This is a genomic window from Buchnera aphidicola (Pemphigus obesinymphae) (genome assembly GCF_026122815.1).
Lineage (GTDB): Bacteria > Pseudomonadota > Gammaproteobacteria > Enterobacterales > Enterobacteriaceae > Buchnera_C > Buchnera_C aphidicola_BJ.
In genome coordinates this window covers 1-856 of sequence record NZ_JAIWQW010000052.1, presented here as the reverse complement: position 1 = coordinate 856, position 856 = coordinate 1, and the positions used below count along the sequence as shown (strand labels likewise).

Sequence of the window (856 nt, the reverse complement as noted above, 5' to 3'; positions counted from 1 at the left end):
ACCAAAACGATCACCTCTTTTAGTAAAATAATAAGGATAAATGTTTTTAAAAGTCAAATTAGCCCTTTTTTCTACTTCTTTTTTAAAAACCTCACATCCCACACGATGTAAAGTATATCTCGTTTTAGCATTTTTCCTGTCAGTTCGATTACCCCAATCACGTTGCGTGGTAACTATTGCTTCAGATACAGATAAAATTTTATCAACAGGAATAAAACCAAATTCAGTAGCACAAGATGGCCATGTTTTTTTATTTCCATGTTCAATAGATAAACCACCTCCAATTAACACATTAAATCCAATTAATCTTTTTTTTTCTGAAATAGCTATAAAACTCATATCATTGGCATGTAAATCAACATCATTATACGGAGGAATAACTATACAAGTTTTAAATTTCCTCGGTAAATAACTTGAACTAAGAATGGGCTCATTATCAGTAGTAGATATTTTCTTTTTGTCTAACCAAATTTCTGCATAAGCTTTGGTTTTTGGTAATAAATGTTCAGATATCTTTTTTGCCCATTCATAAACTTCATGATGTAATTCTGATGCAACAGGATTAGAAGTACAAATAACATTTCTATTTACGTCATTCGCTGTTCCAATAGAATCTAATCCAATACTATTTAACATTTTATGTACAAATTTTAAATCCTTTTTAAGAATTCCATGAAATTGAAATGTTTGACGATTGGTTAAACGAATTGTTCCATATAAAGTTTTTTTAGTCGCAAATCTATCAATTTTTAACCATTGTTTAGCCGTAATTACTCCACCTGGTAATCTACAACGTAACATCATAGCATAACGAGGTTCTAATTTTTGTTCACTGCGCTCTAAACGAATATCTCTA

General features: G+C 30.0%; 1 pseudogene. It reads right to left on the bottom strand.

From position 1 onward, the window contains the following. A pseudogene (locus LDP10_RS03015) lies at positions 1-856 on the bottom strand (sulfite reductase subunit beta); the annotation flags it as partial.